14 protein-coding genes are annotated in these 18,004 nt (G+C 52.1%); 9 read left to right on the top strand and 5 right to left on the bottom strand.

The genetic code is table 11. The features are described 5' to 3' along the window. The first annotated feature begins 30 nt into the window (after nt 1–30). Together OGV71_RS14635 and trhP are read left to right on the top strand one after the other, a co-directional pair. The gene (locus OGV71_RS14635) at nt 31–363 is read left to right on the top strand and encodes a YegP family protein (protein WP_204583447.1); all 333 of its coding nucleotides are present in this window, start codon (nt 31–33) and stop codon (nt 361–363) included. A gap of 159 nt (nt 364–522) precedes the next feature. After that, on the top strand, nt 523–1,884 hold the full coding sequence (gene trhP, locus OGV71_RS14630) for a prephenate-dependent tRNA uridine(34) hydroxylase TrhP (protein ID WP_204583446.1): 1,362 nt from the start codon (nt 523–525) through the stop codon (nt 1,882–1,884). 268 nt (nt 1,885–2,152) lie between these two features. Here the strand turns inward: trhP and clpA are convergent, their stop codons facing one another. Next, nucleotides 2,153–4,429 (bottom strand): ATP-dependent Clp protease ATP-binding subunit ClpA, encoded by a 2,277-nt coding sequence (clpA, locus tag OGV71_RS14625; RefSeq protein ID WP_003036804.1) that lies wholly within the window; start codon nt 4,427–4,429, stop codon nt 2,153–2,155. Between the two features lie 30 nt (nt 4,430–4,459). Further along, nucleotides 4,460–4,780 (bottom strand): ATP-dependent Clp protease adapter ClpS, encoded by a 321-nt coding sequence (gene clpS, locus OGV71_RS14620; protein WP_003036810.1) that lies wholly within the window; start codon nt 4,778–4,780, stop codon nt 4,460–4,462. A 323-nt stretch (nt 4,781–5,103) separates the two neighbouring features. Here clpS and cspD point away from each other — a divergent pair, with 323 nt between their 5' ends. After that, a complete protein-coding gene (cspD, locus tag OGV71_RS14615; protein ID WP_003036813.1) occupies nt 5,104–5,328 on the top strand; it encodes a cold shock-like protein CspD in 225 nt (74 codons plus the stop codon). A gap of 74 nt (nt 5,329–5,402) precedes the next feature. Here the strand turns inward: cspD and macB are convergent, their stop codons facing one another. Together macB and macA are read right to left on the bottom strand one after the other, a co-directional pair. Then, complete coding sequence (gene macB, locus OGV71_RS14610; protein ID WP_204583445.1) at nt 5,403–7,349, bottom strand: macrolide ABC transporter ATP-binding protein/permease MacB; 1,947 nt, start codon at nt 7,347–7,349, stop codon at nt 5,403–5,405. Continuing rightward, entirely contained in the window at nt 7,346–8,461 is a 1,116-nt protein-coding gene (gene macA, locus OGV71_RS14605) for a macrolide transporter subunit MacA (protein WP_003036818.1), read from the bottom strand. The genes macB and macA overlap by 4 nt, the downstream gene beginning before the upstream one ends. 159 nt (nt 8,462–8,620) lie before the next feature. Here macA and OGV71_RS14600 point away from each other — a divergent pair, with 159 nt between their 5' ends. Further along, entirely contained in the window at nt 8,621–9,568 is a 948-nt protein-coding gene (locus OGV71_RS14600) for a VirK/YbjX family protein (RefSeq protein WP_016150622.1), read from the top strand. Here the strand turns inward: OGV71_RS14600 and OGV71_RS14595 are convergent. After that, a complete protein-coding gene (locus OGV71_RS14595) occupies nt 9,565–11,223 on the bottom strand; it encodes an ATP-dependent endonuclease (protein ID WP_003036822.1) in 1,659 nt (552 codons plus the stop codon). The genes OGV71_RS14600 and OGV71_RS14595 overlap by 4 nt on opposite strands. A gap of 371 nt (nt 11,224–11,594) precedes the next feature. On the opposite strand from OGV71_RS14595, the gene aqpZ reads away from it, so the two are divergent. The 5 genes from aqpZ to OGV71_RS14570 all read left to right on the top strand — a co-directional run bounded on the left by aqpZ (nt 11,595) and on the right by OGV71_RS14570 (nt 17,936). Continuing rightward, on the top strand, nt 11,595–12,290 hold the full coding sequence (aqpZ, locus tag OGV71_RS14590; RefSeq protein ID WP_003840208.1) for an aquaporin Z: 696 nt from the start codon (nt 11,595–11,597) through the stop codon (nt 12,288–12,290). Between the two features lie 144 nt (nt 12,291–12,434). Continuing rightward, on the top strand, nt 12,435–13,334 hold the full coding sequence (locus tag OGV71_RS14585) for a LysO family transporter (RefSeq protein ID WP_003027250.1): 900 nt from the start codon (nt 12,435–12,437) through the stop codon (nt 13,332–13,334). 155 nt (nt 13,335–13,489) lie between these two features. Further along, the gene (gene hcp, locus OGV71_RS14580) at nt 13,490–15,142 is read left to right on the top strand and encodes a hydroxylamine reductase (RefSeq protein ID WP_003840204.1); all 1,653 of its coding nucleotides are present in this window, start codon (nt 13,490–13,492) and stop codon (nt 15,140–15,142) included. A 10-nt stretch (nt 15,143–15,152) separates the two neighbouring features. After that, nucleotides 15,153–16,121 carry an NADH oxidoreductase gene (gene hcr / locus OGV71_RS14575; RefSeq protein ID WP_071697511.1) on the top strand — a complete coding sequence of 323 codons (969 nt, stop codon included), beginning with the start codon at nt 15,153–15,155 and terminating at the stop codon, nt 16,119–16,121. A 201-nt stretch (nt 16,122–16,322) separates the two neighbouring features. Next, on the top strand, nt 16,323–17,936 hold the full coding sequence (locus tag OGV71_RS14570) for an FAD-NAD(P)-binding protein (protein ID WP_204583444.1): 1,614 nt from the start codon (nt 16,323–16,325) through the stop codon (nt 17,934–17,936). Nucleotides 17,937–18,004 lie beyond the last annotated feature (68 nt).

Genomic DNA, 18,004 nt, shown 5'->3' with positions numbered 1-18,004 from the left:
TGATCTAAAACTTTTAATCAAGGAGTTCATATGGCTGGTTGGTTTGAATTAAGTAAGAGTAGCGATGATCAGTACCGCTTTGTTCTTAAAGCTGGGAACGGGGAAATAATCCTTACCAGCGAGCTTTACACTACCAAAAGCGCTGCGGAAAAAGGGATCGCATCTGTCCAGGCTAACAGCCCTATGGATGAGCGTTATGAGAAAAAAACAGCGGCTAATGGAAAATTACATTTCAACCTGAAAGCTGCAAACCACCAGATTATTGGTAGCAGTCAACTGTATGCGAATGAACAGTCACGCGAGACCGGTATTACTTCGGTTAAGACCAATGGTGTCAGTCAGACGATAAAAGATAAGACCTGATAATTACTCGCTCAGCCGGGTAACGCAACGCTGTCGCCCGGCGTTTTTCTTTACCTGCCTTCCCTGCAGCGCTACAATGCCCGCCCTTAATATGGGGGCACTCCCCTAACCGCCTCATTGAGTGGGGCGAGTCTGACCTGTCATCAGAACGAGAAAATTATGTTTAAACCGGAACTCCTTTCCCCGGCGGGAACGCTGAAAAACATGCGTTACGCTTTCGCCTATGGCGCAGACGCTGTGTATGCGGGCCAACCGCGTTACTCACTGCGCGTACGCAACAACGAATTCAACCACGAAAACCTGCAGCTCGGTATTAATGAAGCCCATGAACTGGGTAAAAAATTCTATGTGGTGGTTAACATTGCCCCACATAATGCCAAGCTGAAGACCTTCATTCGTGATCTGAAACCGGTGGTGGAAATGGGGCCGGATGCACTGATCATGTCAGACCCTGGTCTGATTATGCTGGTGCGCGAAAACTTCCCTGACATGGACATTCACCTTTCGGTACAGGCTAACGCCGTAAACTGGGCGACGGTGAAATTCTGGAAGCAGATGGGGCTGACCCGCGTGATCCTCTCCCGTGAGCTGTCGCTGGAAGAAATTGAAGAGATCCGCGCCCAGGTGCCGGATATGGAGCTTGAGATCTTCGTTCATGGCGCGCTGTGCATGGCCTACTCCGGCCGTTGCCTGCTCTCTGGCTACATCAACAAGCGTGACCCAAACCAGGGTACCTGTACCAATGCCTGCCGCTGGGAATACAACGTGCAGGAAGGGAAAGAAGATGTAGTGGGCAATATCGTGCATAAGTACGAGCCTATCCCGGTACAAAACGTCGAACCCACGCTGGGTATTGGCGCACCAACAGACAAAGTCTTTATGATTGAGGAAGCCCAGCGCCCGGGTGAGTACATGACCGCATTCGAAGACGAACACGGCACTTACATCATGAACTCGAAGGATTTGCGTGCCATTGCCCACGTTGAGCGCCTGACGCAGATGGGCGTGCATTCCCTGAAGATCGAAGGCCGCACCAAGTCGTACTATTACTGTGCACGTACCGCGCAAGTCTATCGTAAAGCCATTGATGATGCCGCAGCCGGTAAACCGTTCGACCCGCAACTGCTGGAAACGCTGGAAGGCCTGGCGCATCGTGGTTACACCGAAGGGTTCCTGCGCCGCCATACACATGACGACTATCAGAACTACGAATACGGCTTCTCTGTTTCCGAGCGTCAGCAGTTTGTCGGTGAATTCACCGGCGAACGTAAAGGTGAACTGGCGGCCGTGCTAGTAAAAAACAAATTCACCGTCGGCGACAGCCTGGAGCTGATGACCCCACAAGGCAATATCAACTTTACTCTCGAGCAGATGGAAAACGCGAAAGGCGAAGCCATGCCAGTTGCGCCGGGCGATGGTTACACCGTGTGGATGCCTGTACCAGAGGATATCGATCTGAATTATGCATTATTGATGCGTAATTTTGCCAGCGAGTCCACACGAAACCCGCATGCTAAGTAGTTAATTACGGTTATTTTTCAGCGTTCGGAAGATTCTTAGAAATCGATCACATACCGTTTCGTTCATTAAGGGTATTATCCACTCCGCTGAAAAACATAACCCATAAATGCTAGCTGTACCAGGAACCACCTCCTTAGCCTGCGTAATCTCCCTTACGCAGGCTTATTTTTTGCCTGTCGTTTAAACTCTCCGAATCTCCCCAATTCAAATCTTTACTTTCAGGCGAAAAAAACCGGGCATTACGCCCGGCTCATTAGGTGATTAAAGATTAATGTGCCGCTTCTGGCTTGTGCTTTTGCGCACTCTGGAAGCCATAGGTCAGCTCATTTTTCTCTTTATCCAGCGCAACTGTCACCTGACCGCCATCCACCAGCGAACCGAACAGCAGTTCGTTAGCCAATGGTTTTTTCAGGTTATCCTGGACAACACGCGTCATTGGACGTGCGCCCATTGCGCGGTCATAGCCTTTCTCTGCCAGCCAGTCACGTGCTTCCTGACTCACTTCAAGAGAGACACCTTTCTGATCCAGCTGAACCTGAAGCTCGACGATAAACTTATCAACAACCTGATGAATCACCTCGGTAGAGAGATGATCGAACCAGATAATGTTGTCGAGACGGTTACGGAATTCCGGCGTAAACACTTTTTTGATTTCGCCCATCGCATCAGTACTGTTGTCTTGATGAATCAACCCAATCGATTTACGCTCAGTTTCACGTACACCAGCGTTGGTGGTCATGACCAGCACCACGTTGCGGAAATCCGCTTTACGCCCGTTATTGTCGGTCAGCGTGCCGTTATCCATCACCTGCAGCAACAGGTTAAAGACATCCGGGTGCGCTTTTTCGATTTCATCCAGCAGCAGTACCGCATGCGGATGCTTAATAACAGCATCCGTCAGCAAACCGCCCTGGTCAAAACCGACATATCCTGGAGGCGCACCAATCAGACGGCTGACTGTGTGGCGTTCCATGTACTCGGACATATCAAAACGCAGCAGTTCAATGCCGAGGGCTTTAGAGAGTTGCACCGTGACTTCGGTCTTACCGACACCAGTTGGTCCGGCAAACAGGAACGAACCGACCGGCTTATGCTCATGTCCCAGACCGGCACGGCTCATTTTGATCGCTTCAGTCAGCGCCTCAATGGCTTTATCCTGTCCGAATACCAGCATTTTCAGACGGTTGCCCAAGTTTTTCAGCGTGTCGCGATCGCTCTGCGATACGCTCTTCTCCGGGATCCGCGCAATGCGGGCCACTACGGACTCAATATCCGCCACGTTGACGGTTTTCTTGCGCTTGCTGACCGGCATCAGACGCGCACGTGCGCCCGCCTCATCAATCACGTCAATCGCTTTATCCGGCAGATGACGATCGTTAATGTATTTCACCGCCAGTTCGACCGCTGCACGCACCGCTTTGGCGGTATAGCGGACGTCATGGTGCGCTTCGTATTTCGGCTTCAGACCATTGATTATCTGCACGGTCTCTTCTACCGATGGCTCAGTGACATCGATTTTCTGGAAACGGCGCGCTAACGCACGGTCCTTTTCAAAGATATTGCTGAATTCCTGATAGGTTGTGGAGCCTATAACACGGATCTTACCGCTGGAGAGCAACGGCTTGATCAGGTTAGCCGCATCCACCTGGCCGCCCGATGCCGCACCCGCGCCAATAATGGTATGGATCTCATCGATAAACAGAATGCTGTTAGTATCCTGTTCCAGCTGTTTCAGCAGCGCCTTAAAGCGTTTTTCAAAATCACCGCGATATTTGGTGCCTGCCAGCAGCGAGCCGATATCCAGGGAGTAAAGGGTACAATCAGCCATGATTTCAGGCACATCACCCTGGACAATACGCCAGGCGAGGCCTTCGGCAATGGCGGTTTTACCGACACCAGACTCTCCCACCAACAGCGGGTTGTTTTTTCTGCGACGGCACAGTACCTGAATGGCGCGCTCCAGCTCTTTGTCCCGGCCAATGAGCGGATCAATTCCGCCCACTCGGGCAAGCTGGTTAAGGTTAGTCGTGAAGTTCTCCATACGGTCCTCCCCGCCAGCTTGCTCTTCGTTATTTGGCTGATTCCCAGAGTCAGAAGACTGGCTGGGTTCATCTTTACGCGTGCCATGAGAGATAAAATTCACCACATCAAGACGACTTACTTCATGCTTACGCAGCAGATAAGCCGCCTGAGATTCCTGCTCGCTGAAGATAGCAACCAGCACATTTGCGCCGGTAACTTCATTGCGTCCGGAGGACTGAACATGAAAGACCGCACGTTGCAGTACACGTTGAAAACTCAACGTCGGCTGCGTGTCGCGCTCTTCCTCACTGGCAGGCAATACAGGTGTGGTCTGTTCAATGAAGGCTTCGAGTTCCTGACGGAGCGCCACCAGATCCACAGAACACGCTTCCAGCGCTTCGCGGGCCGACGGGTTACTGAGCAACGCCAGTAACAAGTGCTCGACGGTCATAAACTCATGTCGGTGCTCGCGCGCTCTGGCGAAAGCCATGTTTAAACTGAGTTCCAGTTCTTGATTGAGCATAGGCACCTCCCCCAATGTTTATGCCTGCATTCAGGCTTTTTCCAGCGTACACAGCAACGGATGCTCGTTCTCCCTTGCATATTTGTTCACCATCGCTACTTTGGTTTCAGCCACTTCGGCAGTAAACACGCCGCAAATCGCTTTGCCTTGATAGTGAACTGCAAGCATCAGTTGCGTTGCACGTTCTACATCATAAGAAAAGAATTTTTGTAACACGTCAATAACAAACTCCATCGGAGTGTAATCATCATTGACTAATATCACTTTATACATAGATGGCGGTTTTAGCGCGTCGCGCAATTTGTCTTCCGCCAGCAGATCGAAATCCAGCCAGTCGTTCGTCTTACCCATTGTCAGTCGTCATCTTCAGTTACGGTTTCCGGCAGAAAATCTTGCCGCTGACAAGCAGCCTATGCGCACAATCAATCTACCTCAAGTATTAGATAACTATCATCTATTAGTGCCATCCGCGACATCTGTCACATAACCGACAATAGCGTTAGCTGCTTCAAATTTTGATGCATTTTTACCCTATTCTGTCTGCCTGGCGCTTGACGCCCCGCCTGATTTCTCTAAATTGTAGTTTCGAGAGTTGGCGAGGTTTTGAACAGCCCCCACTCCGCCACCGGTTCATTCCATCTTACTTATATAAGATTTACGAAGGATGTCGAAGTATGGAAACGGGTACTGTTAAGTGGTTCAACAACGCCAAAGGGTTTGGTTTCATTTGCCCCGAAGGCGGCGGCGAAGATATTTTCGCCCATTATTCCACCATTCAGATGGATGGTTACAGAACGCTAAAAGCCGGACAGTCTGTCCAGTTTGATGTCCACCAGGGGCCAAAAGGCAATCATGCCAGTGTCATCGTGCCTGTCATTGAAGCAGAAGCTGTCGCATAGTTCTTCTGTCTCATTGTGTACATCCCGCAGTCAAAATGCCAGCCTTTGCGGCTGGCATTTTTATCTCTGTGGCATTATTCCCGCGCCAGAGCATCTACTGGATCCAGACGTGCCGCATTCCGCGCCGGTAGCCAGCCAAACAACACCCCGGTTGCAGTCGAACACAGGAACGCCGTCAACAGCGCGACGGGTGAGAATCCAATTTCCCAGCCCGGCAGGAATAGCTGAAGTGTAAAGGCGATCAGCATCGACAGGCTAATGCCCAACGCGCCACCAACCAGACACACTAACACCGCTTCAATTAAGAACTGTTGCAGCACATCACTGGCACGCGCGCCAACCGCCATACGAATGCCAATCTCACGCGTTCGTTCGGTTACCGAAACCAGCATAATATTCATCACGCCAATCCCACCAACCACCAGCGAAATCACCGCCACCAGCGTCAGGAAGAGTTGTAATGTACGTGTGGTCTTTTCAGCGGTTTTCAAGACACCGTCCATATTCCAGGTGAAGAAATCCTTCTTACCGTGGCGCAACGTCAACAGTCGGGTCAGTTGCTGTTCGGCCTGGGCACTGTCAAAACCATCCTTTACTCGCACGGTGATCGAGTTCAGCCACGACTGCCCCATAATTCGTCCGGACATGGTGCTGTAGGGCAGCCAGACCCGCAGGATCTTGCTACTGCCGAACATCGACTGTTTCTCTTCTGCAACGCCAATTACCGTGGCCGGCATATTTCCCACCAGCACGACTTCGCCGACAACTTTCGCTTTATTGGGGAACAACTGGCGCCGGGTATTACTGTCGAGCACCACCACCTGAGCGCGCCCCGCCAGTTGCTCGGCGTTAAAGGTGGTCCCTTCGTTAAATGTCATGCCATAGACGTTGAAATAGTCGCCGCTAACGCCGTTAGCACTGGCAGCAACGTCGATATTGCCATAGCGTAACCGCAGGTTCTTCGACACTGCAGGTGTTACCGAACTGACCCAGGGCTGCTTCTGTAGCGCCGTCAAATCGTCATACTTCAATGCCTGTTGATATTGCGGATCGTCGTCGCCGAAATCTTTGCCAGGATAGATATCAATGGTGTTAGTACCAATAGCGCGAATATCTGCCAGTACCAGTTGTTTAGCCGCATCGCCTACCACCACGATCGACACCACAGAAGCAATACCGATGATGATCCCAAGCATGGTCAGTAGCGTTCGCATCTTATTCGCAGCCATTGCCAGCCAGGCCATGGTAAGCGCTTCACGAAAACCGCTGACAAACTGACTCCAGCCGGATGCCGTTTTCACCGTTGGCTCCGCGATATCGCGTCCGCCAGAAGGTTTCTGTGGCGGCGGATTGCGCACAATCTCGCCGTCACGAATTTCAATGACCCGCTCGGCCTGTGCAGCAACCTGCGGGTCGTGCGTGACGATAATTACCGTGTGTCCGCGATCGCGCAGCTGATGCAAAATTGCCATTACTTCTTCGCCGGAATGGCTATCCAGCGCGCCAGTGGGTTCGTCGGCAAGAATAACCTGTCCCCCGTTCATCAGCGCACGCGCAATACTTACCCGCTGCTGCTGACCACCGGAAAGTTGAGAAGGTTGATAGTCAACCCTGTCGCCCAGACCCAGCCGCTGGAGTAATTCCTGCGCACGCGCCAGGCGCTGCTTACGCTCGGTGCCAGCGTAGACAGCAGGCACCTCGACATTTTGCGCCGCGGTTAAATGTGACAGCAAATGATAGCGCTGGAAGATAAAGCCGAAATGCTCACGGCGCAGCTGTGCCAGCGCATCGCTATCCAGCGTGGAAACATCCCGCCCGGCAACCCGGTACGTACCGCTGGTAGGTTTGTCCAGACAGCCGAGAATGTTCATCAGCGTAGATTTACCCGAACCCGACGCCCCGACAATCGCCACCATTTCCCCGGCCTGAATGCTCAAGGATACGTCCTTCAACACCTCAACCAGGCCTTCACCTGAGGGATAGCTGCGGCGGATATGGCTTAGTTCAAGCAATGCTGTCATTTTGCAGCTCCAGCGTTGCCCTCGCCGGTAATGACTTCATCCCCCTCTTCCAGCCCTTTCACGATCTCCACATCGGTGTCATTCCGCGCGCCGATAACCACTTCACGTTCGCGGGTTTCGCCGTTACGCAGTAGCCTGACGTTATAGCGGTTGTTACCAATAGGATCGCCCAGTGCCGACAGCGGGATCGTCAGAACATTTTTGACATCAGTGAGCTGGATATGGACCTGCGCGGTCATATCCAGACGCAGGATCCCTTTCGGATTGGGAACTTCGAAGCGGGCATAGTAGAAAATCGCATCATTCACTTTCTCTGGCGTCGGAAGAACATCTTTGAGCGTGCCTTCGTAGCGCGTCTGCGGATCACCCAGTACGGTAAACCAGGCTTTTTGCCCAGGTTGCAGGTGAATTACATCAGCCTCAGAAACCTGCGCTTTTACCAGCATGGTGCTCATATCCGCCAGCGTCAGAATATTAGGTGCCTGCTGGGCGGCAATAACGGTTTGCCCTTGCAGGGTAGTAATTTGCGTTACTTCGCCTGCCATTGGCGCGACAATGCGGGTGTAATCAAGGTTGGTTTTTGCCGTATCGAGAGAAGCCTGATTACGTTTAATTTGCGCGTCAATTGTGCCAATTTGCGCCTGTTTGACCGCCATTTCGGTGGCCGCCGTGTCGAGATCCTGCTGTGAAACGGCCTGGGTTTTTGCCAGCTGTTGCTGACGGGAAAGCGTCACCCGCGCCAGTTTCCACTCAGCTTCTGCCTGTAAACGCTGGGCGCGCAATTCCATTAGCGTCGCTTCAACCTCTTTGATTTGGTTTTGCGCCTGTTCAGGATCGATTACGCCGAGCAACTGATCTTTTTTTACTTTATCGCCAATCGCGACCGACAGCGTTTTTAACTGCCCGCTGACCTGCGCCCCGACGTCAACTTTACGCAGCGCATCCAGTTTACCGGTAGCCAGCACGCTTTGCTGCAGATCGCCCGGACGAACAATTAATGTTTGATACTGAGGTAAAGGCGCATTAAGCGTTCGCCAAAGTGCAATTACCGCCACAATAAGGATGATGGCGAACAGAAAATAGCGTTTTTTGATTTTTCCCTTGAGCTTCATAAATGCCCCAATTCCCCCAATACGTCCACCAGAGTGGAGTGCTAAACATCAACGTTAAATAAATCGCCGTTGAAAAGCGCAAGAATAACAGAGTTATTGATGAATGGTTAAGATCCGCTGTGCTGAAATTAGTACCAGGGTATCAATCGGATTTATATTATGAGTCAACTAACTGAAAGCACTTTTCTTTCCACCAAACCCGTCACCAGCTTTGGTCTTTTTTACAGCCTGAGCAGCGGCCATTTACGTCCCGCACATTGCTGGGATAAGCGGAGCTTTCGTCGTAAGTTTATCTGGCGCTCACTCTTGATACCTCGCCTCACCCAGGAATGGATGACAGAACTGTCCCAATGGCCGGATCTTGAAAACCTGCTATCCCACCAACCCCGATTGCCGGTGCGTTTGCATCGTCCTTACCTTGCCGCAAACTTCACCCGTAAAATGCGTTTAGACGCGGTGCGTTTTCATTATAATGTTATCCGCCATGCATTTTTACCCGCAGAATTTAACGCCTTATTAAGCAATGACGGCTTACAACTGGCGCAAATTGAAGGCAAAGATGGCGATATATTTACCGTAACCATGATGATGTTCCCGGTGCTGGATAAAGAGGGAGAGAGCACTATTCAGGTGCAAAATGGCGACGGCGACGTACTGACTAAAATGACGTTTACGTTCTGCGAATATAATGGCAAAAGTACATTATTTATTGGCGGTGTGCAGGGCAATGCGCAACTTCCTCACGAAGCAATCCAAAAAGCGACCAAGTCTTGTCACGGGATATTCCCAAAACGTATTGTAATGGAAGCCATTTGCCGGTTAGCAGAGCGATTGAATATCGATAATGTTATGGCAGTCAGCAATGAACAGCATATCTTTCGCAGCCAACGCTACCACGATAAAAATAAGGTAATTCATTCCGACTACAACGCATTTTGGGAATCGGTTGGCGGCGAGTGCGACAGACACGGGTACTATCATATTCCGCGCACGCTGGCGCGAAAAAGCGAGGCGGATATTGCCAGCAAAAAACGCGCAGAATACCGCCGCCGCTATCAGCTACTGGACAGCATCCATTCGCAGCTGTCGTCGATGTTTCACCACTAATCCGCTCTGCCGCGTGCCAGCCACAGCACGCGGGAAAACATTTTTCGCAGCAGCGTTGGCACTGCATCAACGCCGCGCCGCCCGGCTTCCATCGCTACCTCAATGGCTAAATCCGGTTTTGACGAACGATGTATCGCCTTGGAGATAATTTTGCGCATGTTCATGGGCACGTTCTCCGGGATTTGCGCCACCCGGTGAAAGACGTCAGCAAACCCCTGGCGATACATAAAGTGTTCCATATCCAGCGCGGGGAGCATGGTCAAATGCTCACGCTCTTCCTCTCTGTCGTCATTCAATAAGCTACGTACCGTGGCCGCATACTTTTTCCCGGCTTCATCACCATCGACCAGCACATGCCACTCGATACCCATCCGGCGGGCGAATTTAACCAGCGGCTTAAGGCCGGACTGGGCGAATTCAATAACTTTAATCCCTTCTGCATCAAAGTGATGTCCGCACTGACGGGCCAGTTCGTTAATAACCCAGGTTTCCGTTTCGCCTTCTACCAGCAACCAGCAGCGGGCAAACAACGATGACGCACGATTAAAACGAATATGAAATGCGATTCGCCGACCATCTTCTGCACTGATCCCACCCGGCCCCAGCCGCCAGGCGGCGACGCGGGATGATTCACGAACCAGACGAACAACATGTTCCACGGGCGTAAGGGACAACAGCTCACCGGAATTGGTTGTCGCCACTCGCTGCAGAGGCAGTAAATTCAACAAGTGCCAGGCCACCGACAGCATGATGGGATGTAAACGCGTTTCCGGATCTTCCACCAGCAATAAAGGTCGGGCGTCTTTATCCAGCCTCAGCGTGCCTTTGGCCTGCAACAGGGTCGAAAACAGGCCCAACAGAATAACCCGGTGCGTACGTCCGCCGGGTTTATCAATCATGCGGTTAATAATGTCCAGATAGCGCCAGCTCCGTTGTTCGTTATTGGAGCGACGGCGCATCAGACGGTAACGGGACTGGCCAGCCCCCTGCTCGGAAAAATAGTGCTCCAACAACTGCACCATGGCCGATAACCCCTGGCGGATCTGCCCGTCGGTCAGGTTTTGCGGTCGGGTAGCCAGCTCACGCGCCAGAAAATCCAGTTGGCGGGCGGTGACTTCGACGTCCGCCGAATCCGGCACGGTACCGTTGCGGATCCGTCGCATAAACCGCGCGTCGCGCAGACGCAGTACCGGCATCAGGCGCACAAGATGCCTCGCCTGATCGTTAATGTCATCGAGAGGTAATGGATGGCCGTCGCCGTCAAGAAAACTGCGCAAGGTCAGAACGCTACCGTCATCCGCACACTCGCCTTCCAGACGATAAAAAATGCGGTGATAGCCATCCTGGCACGGCGTCCAGCTGGCTTCCAGAGGGCGATAGCGACGTACCCGGTGACGACCCGGCTGGGATTCACGAAACGTCAGGATAATGTGCAGGTGGTGTTCCCGGCCCTGTATATCGCCCGGCGGGAACCAGAAATCCTCGCGGACAAAATGATACAAGTCTGGCTCCGGCGACAGCAGCAGGGTTAAGGCATCCAGCAGACTGGATTTACCCCACGCGTTCTCCCCAATCAGCACGTTGCTCTGCTCCAGCATCAACGACAGACGGTTAATACCACGAAATCCAACAATCTCAACGCGTTCGAGAATCATATAGCCTCCGGAAATGCTAACTTTTTCCTTCAAGTTATCAGGAGTATAACGGCAAGCGGGTGCTCAGGACACCCGATATCAATCTGGCGTGAATCGCAAAAGCAAAAAAAATAAGAATATTCTTCTTATGTTTTCTCCTGAATATAATTTCAGAACTTAATCATCGTCCTTTCGCTAGTTGGACTATGCTTCATTCATCCAAGATTCAAAAAGGAATCGCAACATATTGCCTTAAATCAAATTTTTTCATCAATTTAACTGGCGAAGGGATGATATTTTTTTCTAAAATACCCGCTCTTTCATCATCGTCCCTTTTAGCGATGAATTACCGGGCAAGGAATACGAACCCGGAACTTTTAATTGAGGTGGTTATGTTCAGGAAATTAGCAGCTGAATTCTTCGGTACGTTTTGGCTCGTTTTTGGTGGGTGCGGTAGTGCAGTGCTGGCAGCCGCATTCCCGGAATTGGGAATTGGATTTGCCGGTGTCGCGCTGGCATTCGGCCTGACCGTATTAACCATGGCATTCGCCGTGGGTCATATTTCAGGTGGGCATTTTAACCCGGCGGTAACCTTCGGTTTATGGGCTGGCGGTCGTTTCCCGGCAAAAGATGTTATTGGTTACGTTATTGCTCAGGTTGTAGGCGGTATTGTTGCAGCAGCGGCGCTGTATCTTATTGCCAGCGGTAAAGCAGGTTTTGATGCAACGGCCAGTGGTTTTGCTTCAAACGGCTTTGGTGAACATTCACCAGGCGGTTATTCCATGCTTTCTGCCGTCGTCATTGAAATTATTCTGACCGCAGGCTTCTTATTAGTGATCCACGGCGCGACCGATAAACATGCTCCGGCAGGTTTTGCACCTATCGCAATTGGTCTGGCGTTAACTCTGATCCACTTGATCAGTATTCCAGTCACCAACACCTCCGTAAACCCGGCACGTAGTACCGCAGTAGCCATTTTCCAGGGCGGCTGGGCATTGCAACAATTGTGGTTCTTCTGGGTAATGCCGATTATCGGTGGGGTACTCGGCGGCCTTATTTACCGCACTCTGCTGGAAAAACGCGATTAATCGCTAACAAAAAAGGCCTGGCGCAAGTCAGGTCTTTTTTATCCTCTCTATATTTCCTTTTATTTGCAACTTTACTCCCCTCTTTGCTTTGAGTAGTGTGTGCTAGCGCATTTCGTCTTACTTCTCAGCAAGGATCTGGTTTTCATGTTTTCAGGGCTGTTAATCATTCTGGTTCCCCTTATTGTGGGCTACCTTATTCCGCTCCGGCACAGGACTGCATTACAACTTATCAATCGCCTGTTGAGCTGGATCGTCTACCTTATTCTCTTTTTTATGGGTATTAGCCTGGCGTTTCTGGATAATCTCGCCAGCAACCTGTTAGCTATTCTTCATTATTCTGCAGTCAGCGTGACGGTCATTATACTGTGTAATATTGCGGCGCTGTTCTGGCTGGAGCGTTCGCTGCCCTGGAGACACAACCACAAGCAAGAAAAGCTCCCCTCGCGAATTGCAATGGCGCTTGAGTCGCTCCAGCTTTGCGGCGTCGTCGTCATCGGTTTCCTGCTCGGCCTCACTGGGCTTTCCATTCTGCAGCATGCCACCGAAGCCAGCGAATATACGTTAATCTTTTTACTGTTCCTGGTGGGGATCCAACTGCGCAACAGCGGTATGACCTTAAAGCAAATTGTGCTGAACCGTCGGGGGATGATCGTGGCCGTCGTCGTCGTCGCCAGTTCGATGCTGGCGGGGGTTATCAATGCATTGATCCTCGGTCTGCCGCTGAAAACCGCGCTGGCGATGGCATCAGGTTTTGGCTGGTATTCCCTGTCCGGTATTCTGTTGACCGAATCGTTCGGACCCGTAATTGGTAGTGCCGCCTTCTTTAACGACCTGGCCCGTGAACTGATCGCCATTATGTTGATTCCAGGAATGGTGGGCCGCAGCCGCTCTACCGCGCTGGGATTATGCGGGGCGACATCAATGGATTTCACCCTGCCCGTTTTACAACGCAGCGGCGGCCTGGAAATGGTCCCGGCAGCCATCGTCCACGGCTTTATTTTGAGTCTGTTAGTGCCCCTGCTGATGGCGTTTTTCTCCGCCTGACGCCCGGGCAAATACCTCTCTGGCGGTAGTCAGCTACCGCCAAAATTGCGCTAAATCAATCTCCCTGCAAGTAGTAGCAGAAATCCCTTTTATCCCTACGCGCACAGGCATAATCTTAAACATGTATATTAAATATAACTTTAAAAGGTGTGACCATGTTTTGTGTGCAATGTGAACAAACCATCCGTACTCCGGCAGGAAACGGCTGCTCTTACGCGCAGGGTATGTGCGGTAAAACGGCTGAAACCTCCGATTTGCAGGATCTGCTGATTGCTTCCCTACAAGGTCTGTCTGCATGGGCTGTTAAAGCACGTGAATACGGCATCATCGACCATGAGGTTGATAACTTTGCGCCGCGTGCGTTCTTCTCCACGCTGACTAACGTAAACTTCGATTCCCCGCGTATTGTTGGCTATGCCCGTGAAGCTATCGCCATGCGCGACGCCCTGAAAGCACAATGCCTGAACATCGACGCGAACGCAGCTGTCACCAACCCGATGGCCGATCTGCAACTGGTCAGCGACGATCTGGGCGACCTGCAACGTCAGGCCGCTGAATTCACCCCGAATAAAGACAAAGCGACCATCGGCGATAATATCCTCGGCCTGCGTCTGCTGTGTCTGTACGGCCTGAAAGGTGCGGCAGCTTACATGGAGCACGCCCACGTTCTTGGTCAGTACGACAACGATATCTATGCTCAGTACCACAAAATCATGGCGTGGCTGGGTACCTGGCCTTCCGATATGAACGCTCTTCTGGAGTGTTCAATGGAAATCGGCCAGATGAACTTCAAAGTGATGAGCATTCTGGACGCCGGTGAAACCACTAAATACGGTCACCCGACCCCGACTCAGGTCAACGTAAAAGCAACCGAAGGTAAGTGCATCCTGATCTCCGGTCACGACCTGAAAGATTTGTACAACCTGCTTGAGCAGACTGAAGGCACCGGTGTTAACGTTTATACCCACGGTGAAATGCTGCCAGCACACGGCTATCCGGAACTGCGTAAGTTCAAACACCTAATCGGTAACTACGGCAGCGGCTGGCAGAATCAGCAGGTTGAATTCGCCCGCTTCCCTGGCCCAATCGTGATGACTTCTAACTGCATCATCGACCCAACCGTTGGCGCCTACGACGACCGTATCTGGACCCGTAGCATCGTCGGCTGGCCGGGCGTGAGCCACCTTGAAGGTGACGATTTCGGTCCGGTTATCGCACAGGCGCAGCAGATGGCTGGCTTCCCGTACAGTGAAATTCCGCACCTGATCACCGTAGGTTTCGGTCGTCAGACCCTGCTGGGCGCTGCTGATACCCTGATCGACCTGGTGAGCCGCGAAAAACTGCGTCACATCTTCCTGGTTGGCGGTTGTGACGGCGCACGTGGTGAACGTAACTACTTCACCGACTTCGCCACCAGCGTACCAGACGACTGCCTGATTCTGACCCTTGCTTGCGGTAAATACCGTTTCAACAAACTGGAATTCGGCGATATCGAAGGTCTGCCGCGTCTGGTCGATGCCGGTCAGTGTAACGATGCCTACTCTGCCATTATCCTGGCGGTCACCCTGGCAGAGAAACTGGGCTGTGGCGTGAACGATCTGCCGCTGTCTCTGGTGCTCTCCTGGTTCGAACAGAAAGCGATTGTTATTCTGCTGACCCTGCTGTCTCTGGGCGTGAAAAACATCGTCACTGGCCCGACTGCGCCTGGTTTCTTCACACCGGATTTGCTGGCAGTTCTCAACGAGAAATTTGGTCTGCGTTCCGTGACCACCGTTGAAGAAGACATGAAGCAACTGCTGAGCGCGTAAGGAGTAAAGAATGACAATGCCAACTCATCAGTGCCCATGGCGGATGCAGGTTCACCACATCCATCAGGAAACGCCGGATGTATGGACAATTTCGTTGCTGTGCCACGATTATTATCCTTACCGCGCCGGGCAGTATGCACTGGTCAGCGTACGTAATTCAGCGGATACGCTGCGTGCTTACACCATTTCCTCAACACCGGGCGTTAGCGAGTACATTACGTTGACCATCCGCCGGATTGACGATGGCGCAGGTTCACAGTGGCTAACCCGCGACGTGAAGCGCGGCGACTATATCTGGCTGTCCGATGCCATGGGTGAGTTCACCTGTGAAGATAAAGCGGAAGACAAGTTCCTGATGCTGGCCGCAGGCTGTGGCGTTACGCCAATCATGTCAATGCGTCGCTGGTTGGCAAAGTACCGCCCGCAAGCGAATGTACAGGTAATCTTTAACGTTCGCTCGCCGCAAGATGTCATTTTTGCCGACGAGTGGCGTGAATATCCGGTGACATTAGTTGCTGAAAATAATGCCACCGAAGGTTTTGTTTCTGGCCGACTGACTACCGAACTGCTGAAAAGCGTACCGGATCTGACCTCGCGTACAGTGATGACCTGTGGCCCGGCACCGTATATGGATCTGGTCGAGAAAGAAGTCAAAGCACTGGGTGTGACGCGCTTCTTTAAAGAGCAGTTCTTCACACCTGTTGCCGAAGCCGCCACCAGTGGTCTGAAGTTTACCAAGCTACAGCCGGCGAAAGAGTTCTATGCGCCGGTGGGCAGTACGCTGCTGGAAGCGCTGGAAAGCAACAAGGTTCCGGTTGTCGCCGCATGCCGTGCAGGCGTTTGCGGCTGCTGCAAAACCAAAGTGGTTGACGGTAACTACACGGTCAGCAGCACCATGACGCTGACCGACGCAGAAATCGCTGAAGGTTATGTGCTGGCCTGTTCCTGCCATCCGCAGGGTGATTTAGTGCTGGCGTAATTGGCCGGTATCTGATGTGCAAAAGGCTGCCTGGCTGTACCGGGTGGCCTTTTTTTATGCTCTCAGGCGCTGCAAAATTCTGATATTTTCACTCTACCCGGCAAAATACCTCCTTCCCCCCGTGAATTATCGACCACACTTACCCTTCGCAGATTAAGCATAATCCCCGACTACCACGTCGAACTTTCTACAAGGATCCCCATGAAAAAAGTGGCCATTGTCGGCGTCGGTCCCACCGGGATTTATACGTTTCATGCCCTGGTTGAGCGCGGTGAACCGCTGGAAATAGAGCTTTATGAGCAAGCTGAAGAGGCGGGCGTTGGCATGCCTTATAACAGCGACAACAACGCAGACTTCATGCTGGCAAATATAGCCAGCATAGAGATCCCACCGATTTATATCAGTTATCTGACGTGGCTACAGAATCAAAGTGATGACTATCTGGCGCAGTTTCGGATTGAACGTAATTCTTTGCATGAACGGCAATTTTTGCCCCGCGTGATCCTCGGTGACTATTATCGCGATCGTTTATTCGCTATCGTCGAGAAAGCGCGAGGCTCAGGCTTCACGATTAGCATAAACGAATTAAGCAAAGTCACCGACCTGCAAGCGACCCCGAATGGGGTCTCTCTGTGGATCAATCATGCTTTACAGCCTGTCGAGGTGGACTTCGCCGCTATCGCCACCGGTCATCTGTGGCCTGAAACGGATGTACAGACACGGAAGTTTTTCCCCAGCCCGTGGACCGGTCTGATGGACGTCCAGATTAGCGCTTGCCGGGTAGGAATTCTCGGCACCTCGCTCAGCGCGATTGACGCAGCGATGGCCGTGGCCTGCCAACACGGAGCCTTCACCACCGGGGCTGATAACGCACTCCAGTTTATCTGTAAATCCGACAGCCAAAGCCTGAAGCTGACCCTAATGTCGCGCAACGGTGTGCTGCCTGAAGCGGATTTTTACTGCCCTCTGCCCTATGAATCGTTGAATATCGCAACGCCTGAAGCAATTGAAGACGTCATTGTCCATGGGCAAAAAGGATTACTGGACCGCATTTTCCGGATTATTGTGCAACAACTGCAAGATGCAGCTCCGCAATGGAGCCAAGAGATAGCACTTGAGACGCTCAACGCCGATACATTCCCCGAGGCCTACTTTGCCGACAGGCTTGAGCACGAACCTTTTGAATGGGCGAAGCGCAACCTGATTGAAGTTGAACGCAACAAACAGGAACAGCGTACCGTCGCGTGGCGCTATACCCTGCTGCGGCTACACGAGGTAATCGAAGAGATCGTCCCACATCTTGATCCGCCTGATGAAAAGCGCTTTAAGCAAGGACTGGCGCGCGTGTTTATCGATAATTATGCGGCAATCCCGTCTGAATCAGTCCGCCGACTGCTGGCGCTGCACGACGCCGGGCTGATTGAGATCCTCACACTTGGTGCGGATTATGAGCGTACGAATGAGCAGGAAATGACGGTAATTTACCACCACGGTCGACGCAGCGAATTCGATGTGTTTATTGACGCCCGAGGGCAACGGGCATTGCAGAGCAAAGATATCCCTTTCCCAACGCTACGCCATCAACTGCTGGCCTGTGGCGATGAGATCCCGGACATCGGCGAAGATTACACGCTGCAAGCGCCGGAAAACGCCCGCAATCGCATCGCTTTTGGCGGGCTGCCGTGGTTGATGCACGATCGTCCGTTTATTCAGGGACTGGTTGTCAGTGCTGAAATAGGCGCCGCGATGGCAAGGGCATTGACGCAGCGAGCGCTGAGACGTCGGCACAAACTATGGAACAGTGATGACATATAGATTAGCGACAGATTGAACGGCGAGGCGGGCAAACCGTTAGCGCCCCCCGCCTCGGTATTGACTCTCAA

The organism is Citrobacter sp. Cf088 (assembly GCF_030334295.1).
Taxonomy (GTDB): Bacteria; Pseudomonadota; Gammaproteobacteria; order Enterobacterales; family Enterobacteriaceae; genus Citrobacter; species Citrobacter freundii.
This window is presented reverse-complemented; position numbering and strand designations above follow the sequence as displayed.

Coding starts and splice junctions, on each gene's coding strand:
- OGV71_RS14635 (WP_204583447.1), top strand. CDS start 31: ATGGCTGGTTGGTTTGAATTAAGTAAGAGTAGCGATGATCAGTACCGC.
- trhP (WP_204583446.1), top strand. CDS start 523: ATGTTTAAACCGGAACTCCTTTCCCCGGCGGGAACGCTGAAAAACATG.
- clpA (WP_003036804.1), bottom strand. CDS start 4,429: ATGCTCAATCAAGAACTGGAACTCAGTTTAAACATGGCTTTCGCCAGA.
- clpS (WP_003036810.1), bottom strand. CDS start 4,780: ATGGGTAAGACGAACGACTGGCTGGATTTCGATCTGCTGGCGGAAGAC.
- cspD (WP_003036813.1), top strand. CDS start 5,104: ATGGAAACGGGTACTGTTAAGTGGTTCAACAACGCCAAAGGGTTTGGT.
- macB (WP_204583445.1), bottom strand. CDS start 7,349: ATGACAGCATTGCTTGAACTAAGCCATATCCGCCGCAGCTATCCCTCA.
- macA (WP_003036818.1), bottom strand. CDS start 8,461: ATGAAGCTCAAGGGAAAAATCAAAAAACGCTATTTTCTGTTCGCCATC.
- OGV71_RS14600 (WP_016150622.1), top strand. CDS start 8,621: ATGAGTCAACTAACTGAAAGCACTTTTCTTTCCACCAAACCCGTCACC.
- OGV71_RS14595 (WP_003036822.1), bottom strand. CDS start 11,223: ATGATTCTCGAACGCGTTGAGATTGTTGGATTTCGTGGTATTAACCGT.
- aqpZ (WP_003840208.1), top strand. CDS start 11,595: ATGTTCAGGAAATTAGCAGCTGAATTCTTCGGTACGTTTTGGCTCGTT.
- OGV71_RS14585 (WP_003027250.1), top strand. CDS start 12,435: ATGTTTTCAGGGCTGTTAATCATTCTGGTTCCCCTTATTGTGGGCTAC.
- hcp (WP_003840204.1), top strand. CDS start 13,490: ATGTTTTGTGTGCAATGTGAACAAACCATCCGTACTCCGGCAGGAAAC.
- hcr (WP_071697511.1), top strand. CDS start 15,153: ATGACAATGCCAACTCATCAGTGCCCATGGCGGATGCAGGTTCACCAC.
- OGV71_RS14570 (WP_204583444.1), top strand. CDS start 16,323: ATGAAAAAAGTGGCCATTGTCGGCGTCGGTCCCACCGGGATTTATACG.